Here is a 6,660-nt window from a genome sequence, read left to right as displayed (position 1 = left end):
TCAGTCTGGGCGACCCGATGGTGCTGTTGCAGAGCCCGATCTCGGCAACGCTGCTTGGCATCGCGGTGATCGCCCTGATCCTGCCCTTCTTCCTGAAAGGCCTGGGACGCTTCAAGGCGGTCGAGGACTGACCCTCAAAAAGAAAGGCCCGGGAAACCGGGCCTTTTTCATGTCGGAAGAACGATTGATCTCAGTTCAGCTGGTGCCCGCGCTTGCTCATTTCCTGGCGGGCGCGGTCCATGATGAACTCCGAGGTCCGCTGCGACCAGATGGAGAGATCGCGGACCACGTCGTCGAGGACACCGGGCTGGATCAGCACGTATTTCTGGCCGACCGGAGACTTGTAGAAGGCCGCAACCTCCTTCAGCTCGGCCTCGGTCATCCGCGTCGTGAAGATCCGAGCGGTGCTGTCGATCATCTCCTGCTTCTTCTGGTCGACCTCGGGCCGGAGGATGGCCACGACCTGATCCAGATCCTGCCGGATCTCCGGTCGGGTCACGTTCATCTGCTGAAGCTGGTTGAGCAGCGGGCCGGTCATGGCATCGAAGGCGCCCGTCATCCCGGAGCTGATGGCGACGTCGCGGCCAGCGGCAAGGTGGCTGGCGCTGGGCTGCTGCGCCTGCTGGGCGAAAGCCGGGCTCGCGAGCATGAACAATGCGACCGAGGTCGCGGCCAGGCGGGAGGCGTTGCGGATCATAGAAGTGGCTCCAATCGTCATAGCTTTAAGGTCAGAGCTGACCGAGTTCGACAAGCCTGTCGCCCGTTGCGAGAATCGCCCCAGTGGCAAGGCCCATGAAGAGACCGTGCTCCACGACGCCGGGAATGTTGTTGAGCGTCGAGGCGAGCACGTTCGGCTTGTCGATGCGCCCGAGATGCGCATCGAGAATGAAATGGCCCCCGTCCGTGACGTAGGCCGCACCGTCGGGAGCATGCCGCAGATGGAGTTCGCCGCTCATGCCCAGGCTGTCCAGAAGCCTGGCAATGGCCCGCTCGGTGGCCGTGAGGCCGAAGGGCACGACCTCGATCGGGAGCGGAAAGCGGCCGAGCTTCGCGACATGCTTGGATCCGTCGGCAATGACGATCATCCGCTGGCTCGCGGAGGCGACGATCTTCTCGCGCAGGAGAGCGCCGCCGCCGCCCTTGATGAGGCGTAAATCGTCGTCGAGCTCGTCGGCTCCGTCGACCGTCAGGTCCAGGTCGCGGGTCTCGTCGAGGGTCGACAGGGGGATGCCCTCGCGCTGCGCCTGGTCGCGGGTCGCCTCGGAGGTGGGGACGCCCACCACCTTGAGCCCGTTCCGAACGCGCTCGCCGATGGCCGCAACGAAATGCGCCGCAGTCGAGCCGGTGCCCAAGCCCAGCCTCATGCCATCCGTGACGAGCTCGGCAGCCCTCTCGGCTGCAGCGCGCTTGAGATTGTCGCTCACTGAAATCCTCTAAGAATGCGTCCGCTCTGGTTTGCGAAAAGCTGTTCTGCTCGCCTCTAGCATGTCAGGACGGCTGGAAGAAAGAACGTTTCACCTTTGGTCGGTCGCAGAATTCCTCGCCGAGAGCATCGATCCCAAAAGCGCAAATCCACTTGGGATCGATTCGGCGCTCAATCCCTTATGCGGCGGATCTTTGATGCGCCAACGCCTCAGGGACGCTGCGGCGATGCCCCCATACCCGAGCTGACGCTCGGCGTGGCGGCCGTCGGTGCAGCCGTCGATGCGGCGGGCGACGGAGTCATCTGGGGGGTGCAGACCACCCGCTCGTCGAAAACGTAGCAGATGCTCATCTGTCCGGTCCGGTAATTGACCCGAAATACCCCCCCTTCCCGCTCGTGACGGGAGGCGACAAGCCCATATTCCCCCGGGGGCTGGGCTCCGGCGCCCTCGCCTGCACTGTAGCAGAGGGTGACCCCGACCGTGCCTTCCTGGAGACCATATTGGCAGGAGCTCACCTCGCCGGTGATCCGATCAATCCTATAAATCCTATTCAGGTCGGTCTGAGGCGCGGGCACGAAATCATAAGATGCGGCCAAGGCGGGGCCGGAGAGGCCTCCCAGCGCCAGGACTGCCAAAATCAACGCAGCGGAACCAAGGGGCCGCATTCACCACTCCATTCGGTAAGATCGAATCAACCATAGGCACCATATCATTCCAAGGCTTGATTCCCTTGCCTCCAGCAGGTAGCCGACCTTCATGGCCATTGATACCCCGCACATCGTCTCGCCCATCGCCGTCTTCGACCTCGATGGAACCCTGGCAGACACGGCCGGCGACCTCGTCGGGACTCTCAACGTGATCCTTGAGCGGGAGGGGCTCGCCCCCCTTCCGGTCGGCAAGGCGCGCGACATGATTGGCGCCGGTGCACGGGCTCTGATCGAGCGCGGCTTCGAGGCCGCCGGCAAGGAGCTGACGCCTGCCCGTCTCGACGAGCTGTTTCGTCAGTTCATGGTTCATTACGGCGAGAATATCTGCCTCCGGACGCAGCTCTATCCGGGCGTGGCCGCAGCCTTGGACCGGCTGGAAGAGGCAGGGTTCATCCTGGCGGTGTGCACGAACAAGGTCGAGGAGCATTCGGTCAAGCTGCTCGACGAGCTCGGCATCGGCCACCGCTTTGCGGCCAACTGCGGCCGCGACACGTTCCCCTATTTCAAGCCCGATCCACGCCACCTGACCCTGACCATCGAGCGTGCTGGCGGAAATCCCGGTCGGGCGGTGATGATCGGCGATTCCCGGACGGACATCGTGACGGCGCAGAATGCCGGCATCCCGGTGGTCGCGGTCCCGTTCGGCTACACCGACGTGCCGGTCCGTGAGCTGGGACCCGATCTGGTCATCGATCACTTCGACGATCTGTTCGGCGCCGTGAAGGCCGTCATGAGAGGCCGCTGGCGGCCTGACGCACAGAGGCTATCGTGCGTGCAATCGGTTGCACACGAAAAAGTGAAGCTTGGCTTGTCAGGAAGGAGAAGCTTGGCTTGTCAGGAAGGAATGGTGGGCGCGACAGGGATTGAACCTGTGACCCTTCGCGTGTGAAGCGAATGCTCTCCCGCTGAGCTACGCGCCCTGACAAGGGCCTTCTAAAGGCGCAGAACCCCTGGCGTCAAGCCAAAGAAGCGCAGCGTGAGCGAAGTATTTTGTTTCGCAAATTGTGGCACCGTGACTTTAACCAGTTGCTTACGATGTGTCGGGAATGAGGCACTTCTGCACTAGGATTTTATAGCAAAACCTTGATAGAGCTTGGATCCGAAGCGGGGCTGTTGCGTTGAGCAATTGCAGAACCTGCCATCAACCATGTTCTATCTGAGGCAATAATGGGACGCACTCGCGTTGCCCTCTCCGGGCTCGCCTGCGCCTTCGTCGCTCTCGCGACGCCGGCTGCGGCATTTACGGCAATCGATCCTCTCACCCGCCAGCCGCTCTACAGCGCTGAAGAGGCCCTGAAGGCCCAGGCCGCGCCGGTTCAGCGCGAGGTCGTCGCCTTCACCGGCCGCTACGCGCCCGGCACCATCGTCGTGTCGACCAGCGAGCGTCGTCTCTGGTTCGTGCTCGGTAACGGTCAGGCCATTCAGTATGGCGTCGGCGTAGGCCGACCGGGCTTCACCTGGGCCGGAAGCCATTCGGTCACGATGAAGCGCGAATGGCCGGATTGGCGTCCCCCGGCATCCATGCTCAAGCGCCGTCCCGACCTACCCCGCTATATGAAGGGTGGACCGGACAATCCGCTCGGCGCCCGCGCCCTCTACATCGGCAGCACGATCTATCGAATCCACGGCTCGAACGAACCGGAAACCATCGGCGAGGCCGTCTCTTCGGGCTGCATCCGCATGACCAATGAGGACGTGACCGACCTCTACAGCCGCGCCAGGGTGGGCGCGCGGGTCGTCGTTCAGCGCTGAGCCTGCATAACTCCACGCGTCATGGCCGGGCCCGTCCCGGCCATTTCTGCTTCTGAACCGTTCTTCACTGTCATTCCGGGGCCACGCAGCGGAGTGTGGGATGACAGTGGCGATGTCCGCTTCAGCGCAACCGATCCCGCGAGAGTCCCTTGGCGGCCAGTTCCTCGAGATAGGCCTGCCACTTCTCTCCCTGCTCGGCTCCGAGCCTGTAGAGATAGTCCCAGCCGTAGATCCCGCTGTCGTGCATGTCGTCGAAGACGAGCTTGACGGCATAATTGCCGACCGGCTCCACGCCGACAATCTCCACCTCGCGCTTGCCCGGCACAGTCTTGCGCTCGGCAGGGCTGTGACCCTGGACCTCGGCCGAAGGGCTCGTCACCCTCAAGTATTCGGCCGGCAGGTCGAAGGCGGTGCCGTCATCGAAGGCGATGCGCAGGCTGCGCCTGTCCTTGGCAAGGCGGAGTTCCGTCGGCCAGCGCTCAGATGTCATAGGCCCGAGCCCCTTTTCTGGTTTGCGATTTCACGCTAACTGCTTGATCATCAAGTTGAAGGCAAGTCTTCGCGCGAACAAGGATTTCTCCGCCATGGGAGCCCTGCCGGCTCATCTCGAGAATTCCGATACCGGCCGGTCCCTCCTGGACCCGTTTGGCCGGGCGATCACCTATCTTCGCGTGTCGGTGACGGATCGCTGCGATTTCCGCTGCGTCTATTGCATGTCCGAGGACATGGCCTTCCTGCCCAAGCGCGACCTGCTCACCCTGGAGGAGATCGACCGGATCTGCTCGGCCTTCGTCGACCGGGGTGTGCGCAAGCTGCGCATCACCGGCGGCGAGCCCCTGGTGCGACGGGACATCATGACCCTGTTCGGCTCCCTGTCCCGGCACCTGGATTCGGGTGTCCTGGACGAACTTACCGTCACCACCAACGGCTCGCAGCTCGCCCGCCACGCGAAGGAGCTCGCCGCCTGCGGCGTGAAGCGGATCAACGTGTCGATCGATACCCTCGATCCCGAGAAATTCCGCCGCATCACCCGCTGGGGCGATCTGACAAAAGTGCTTCAGGGGCTCGATGCCGCTCAGAATGCCGGCCTCAAGGTCAAGATCAACACCGTCGCCCTGAAGGGCGTCAACGAGGACGAGATCGAGGCCCTGCTCGAATGGGCCCATGGGCGCGGCATGGACCTCACCCTCATCGAAGTGATGCCCCTGGGCGAGATCGACGGGCAGCGCATCGATCAGTTCCTGCCCCTCTCGCTGGTGCGCGCCCGCCTCGCCGGGCGTTACACGCTGGAGGATCTGGCGGATCGCACCGGCGGGCCGGCGCGTTACGTGCGGGTGAAGGAGACCGGTGGGCGGTTGGGCTTCATCACACCGATGACGCACAATTTCTGCGAAAGCTGCAACCGAGTGCGCCTCACCTGCACTGGCCAGCTCTTCATGTGCCTCGGCCAGGAGGACGCCGCCGACCTGCGGGCACCGGTGCGCGCCTCCGAAAGCAACGAGCTTCTCGAACGGTCTATCGTCGATGCCATCGCCCGCAAGCCGAAGGGCCACGACTTCATCATCGACCGGCGCCACGCCCGCCCGGCGCTGAGCCGTCACATGAGCGTGACAGGGGGCTGAGCGCTTTTCGATGAGTATGAGAGTTTCGATGTTCGGCAAAAGGCTGGCGATCCTTGCGGGCCTGCTGATCGCGTTCGGGAGCCATGCGAGCCTTGCGCAGGATCCTGCTTCCGCACCGAAGCCCACGATCCGCATCGCCATCGAAGGCGCCTATCCGCCCTTCAACTTCATCGACGCCAACAATGAGCTGCAGGGCTTCGAGGTCGATCTTCTCAGGAGCCTCTGCGACGCGATGAAGGCGGCATGCGAACTGGTGCCCCATGCCTGGGACGGCATCATCAAGGGCCTCGCGAATCGCGAATACGACGCGGTCATGTCGTCGCTGGAAATCACGGAACGACGCCAGAAGCGGATCGCCTTCTCTGATCCATACTACCGCATCCCGGCGGTCTTCATCGGTTCCAAGGAGACGGATCCCGGCGAGGTCACGCCTGCCGCGATGGCCGGAAAAAAGATCGGCACCATCGAGCGCACCGATCACGAAAGCTATCTCAAGACCTTCTACAAGGATTCCGAGATCGTCCTCTTCGCCAAGGCTGAGGAGGCCAATCTCGATCTTCTCGTCGGGCGGATCGATGCCGTCTTCGCCGACGAACTGCTCCTTTCGAAATTCCTGGAAAGCCGCGAGGGGGCCTGCTGCCACATCCTCGGCGACGCGCCGGCAGAGCCCGCCTATAAGCGCGAGGCCTATGGCATCGGCCTGCGCAAGGAGGATGAAAGCCTGCGCGAGCAGTTCAACCGCGCCATCGCGCAGGTGAAGGCCGACGGCACCTATGATCGGATCCGCGCTAAATATTTTTCCTTCGACATCAAGTAAGGGCGTTGTTGCCCTCAGCCGTCATGGCCGGCACAAGGCCGGCCGTCTCGATCCGAAAAGCGCAGCGCTTGACACAATCGGGATCACCGGCACGAGGCCGGTGATGACGTGAGAGGGTGGCCTTGGCCTCTGTGTCATTCCCGAACCAAAGATCGTGAAAAACCGGGTCCACTTTTCCGCGCGATGCGCTAGAGCGCGTTGACATTCAGGCTTTCGACGGACTCGCAAATCTGATTCAAGCTCCTTTTGGGCGCGGAGGCTTGGGTGAGCGGAGTTCGTCTGATGTTGAAAGATCACCAGTGGGATCGGATGGAGCCGCATTTGCCGGGCAAACGCAT

General features: G+C 62.9%; 7 protein-coding genes, 1 tRNA gene and 1 pseudogene. 4 read left to right on the top strand and 5 right to left on the bottom strand.

Annotated elements, in window-relative coordinates; translation table 11 throughout:
• Positions 1-190: 190 nt before the first annotated feature.
• The 3 genes from FS320_RS35510 to FS320_RS35500 form a co-directional block, all read right to left on the bottom strand.
• Entirely contained in the window at positions 191-697 is a 507-nt protein-coding gene (locus FS320_RS35510) for a DUF2059 domain-containing protein (protein ID WP_162003456.1), read from the bottom strand.
• Between the two features lie 31 nt (positions 698-728).
• Entirely contained in the window at positions 729-1,424 is a 696-nt protein-coding gene (rpiA, locus tag FS320_RS35505) for a ribose-5-phosphate isomerase RpiA (RefSeq protein ID WP_162003455.1), read from the bottom strand.
• A gap of 209 nt (positions 1,425-1,633) precedes the next feature.
• Positions 1,634-2,089: a hypothetical protein gene (locus tag FS320_RS35500; RefSeq protein ID WP_152717061.1), complete on the bottom strand. Its 456-nt coding sequence runs from the start codon at positions 2,087-2,089 to the stop codon at positions 1,634-1,636.
• Positions 2,090-2,180: 91 nt separating this feature from the next.
• Here FS320_RS35500 and FS320_RS35495 point away from each other — a divergent pair.
• Positions 2,181-2,864 (top strand): annotated as a pseudogene (locus FS320_RS35495) (HAD family hydrolase); the annotation flags it as partial.
• A 112-nt stretch (positions 2,865-2,976) separates the two neighbouring features.
• Here FS320_RS35495 and FS320_RS35490 read toward each other — a convergent pair.
• Positions 2,977-3,051, bottom strand: a tRNA-Val gene (locus FS320_RS35490).
• 247 nt (positions 3,052-3,298) lie between these two features.
• On the opposite strand from FS320_RS35490, the gene FS320_RS35485 reads away from it, so the two are divergent.
• Positions 3,299-3,883, top strand: coding sequence for a L,D-transpeptidase (locus FS320_RS35485; protein ID WP_152717060.1), 585 nt, complete (start codon positions 3,299-3,301; stop codon positions 3,881-3,883).
• Between the two features lie 121 nt (positions 3,884-4,004).
• Here FS320_RS35485 and FS320_RS35480 read toward each other — a convergent pair whose 3' ends face one another.
• Complete coding sequence (locus FS320_RS35480; RefSeq protein ID WP_152717059.1) at positions 4,005-4,373, bottom strand: gamma-butyrobetaine hydroxylase family protein; 369 nt, start codon at positions 4,371-4,373, stop codon at positions 4,005-4,007.
• Positions 4,374-4,467: 94 nt separating this feature from the next.
• On the opposite strand from FS320_RS35480, the gene moaA reads away from it, so the two are divergent.
• Both moaA and FS320_RS35470 read left to right on the top strand, forming a co-directional pair.
• On the top strand, positions 4,468-5,505 hold the full coding sequence (gene moaA / locus FS320_RS35475; protein ID WP_152717063.1) for a GTP 3',8-cyclase MoaA: 1,038 nt from the start codon (positions 4,468-4,470) through the stop codon (positions 5,503-5,505).
• A gap of 28 nt (positions 5,506-5,533) precedes the next feature.
• Positions 5,534-6,322, top strand: coding sequence for an ABC transporter substrate-binding protein (locus FS320_RS35470; protein ID WP_162003454.1), 789 nt, complete (start codon positions 5,534-5,536; stop codon positions 6,320-6,322).
• Positions 6,323-6,660 lie beyond the last annotated feature (338 nt).

It is taken from the genome of Microvirga tunisiensis (genome assembly GCF_009296175.1).
Classification (GTDB): Bacteria; Pseudomonadota; Alphaproteobacteria; order Rhizobiales; family Beijerinckiaceae; genus Microvirga; species Microvirga tunisiensis.
The sequence above is the reverse complement of the archived record's forward strand: the minus strand, read 5'-3'. Positions and strand labels throughout refer to the sequence as shown.